General features: G+C 61.6%; 1 protein-coding gene and 1 other annotated feature. The gene reads left to right on the forward strand.

Annotation, left to right across the window (positions count from 1 at the left end):
- Positions 1 to 50 precede the first annotated feature (50 nt).
- Positions 51 to 1,282 (forward strand): IS3 family transposase gene (locus ACDELDRAFT_RS22565; protein WP_085943624.1). Its coding sequence is split into 2 segments (ribosomal slippage): positions 51 to 339 and positions 339 to 1,282, totalling 1,233 coding nucleotides; the frame shifts between segments, so codons are not numbered across the junction.
- Positions 329 to 445, forward strand: a sequence feature (AL1L pseudoknot). Its footprint overlaps the gene before it by 117 nt.
- Positions 1,283 to 1,322 lie beyond the last annotated feature (40 nt).

The raw sequence follows: 1,322 nt of genomic DNA on the forward strand, positions 1-1,322 counted from the left end.
TGAATCGCCCCGGTTTTTGAGGAGGCTCTTTTCTCTGAGAGGATTGAGCCATGAAGAAGTCGAACAAGTTCTCGCCCGAGGTCCGCGAGCGGGCGGTGAGGATGGTGCAGGAGCACCGGGGGGATTACCCATCGCTATGGGCAGCCATTGAATCTATTGCCCCCAAGATTGGTTGCGTGCCGCAGACGCTGCATGAATGGGTCAAGCGCGTCGAAGTCGATGCTGGCGTGCGCGAAGGCGTCACTACCAGCGAGGCGCAGCGGGTCAAGGATCTGGAGCGCGAGGTCAAGGAACTGCGCCGGGCCAACGAGATACTGAAGCTGGCCAGTGCGTTTTTCGCCCAGGCGGAGCTCGACCGCCGGTTGAAGTCCTGAGGGATTTCATAGACAAGCATCGCGGCACCTTCGGGGTCGAGCCGATCTGCAGCGTCTTGCAGATCGCCCCGTCGGGGTATCGAAGACACGCGGCGCTGCTGCGCGAGCCCGACAGGCGCTGTGCCCGGGCCCGTCGCGACGAGGCGCTGGTACCGCAGATACAACGCGTCTGGCAGTCCAATATGCAGGTCTACGGTGCCGACAAGGTATGGCGCCAACTTGCGCGCGAGGGAACGGTCGTGGCGCGATGTACGGTCGAGCGTTTGATGCGGCGCCTGGGGCTGCGCGGCGTAATGCGCGGCAAGGTCGTGCGCACCACGATCAGCGACAGCAAAGCACCGTGCCCGCTGGACAGGGTCAACCGGCAATTTAAAGCGGATCGACCCAATCAGCTATGGGTCTCGGACTTCACCTATGTCTCAACTTGGCAGGGATGGCTGTATGTGGCCTTCGTCATCGACGTATATGCCCGACGCATCGTGGGCTGGAGGGTAAGCAGTTCGATGCGAACCGACTTCGTGCTTGATGCGCTGGAGCAGGCACTGTACGCACGCCAACCTGAGCCGGACAGCAGCCTGGTTCATCACTCGGATCGGGGATCGCAATACGTCAGCATTCGATACAGCGAACGCCTGGCCGAGGCTGGCGTAGAGCCATCGGTGGGAAGCAAGGGGGACAGCTACGACAACGCGCTGGCCGAAACGATCAACGGGCTGTACAAGGCTGAGCTGATTCATCGTCGCGCACCCTGGAAGACCAAGGAGGCTGTGGAACTGGCCACCCTGGAATGGGTGGCCTGGTTCAACCATCACAGACTGCTGGAGCCCATCGGATACATCCCGCCTGCAGAAGCTGAGGCAAACTACTACCGGCAACTCGCCAGTCAGACCGCCACGGTGGGGGCCTGACTTAAACCAAACAGCCTCCACGGAACCCGGGGCGATTCAG

Origin of the sequence: Acidovorax delafieldii 2AN (genome assembly GCF_000175235.1) — a bacterium.
In the GTDB taxonomy this organism is placed as follows: Bacteria; Pseudomonadota; Gammaproteobacteria; order Burkholderiales; family Burkholderiaceae_C; genus Acidovorax; species Acidovorax delafieldii_B.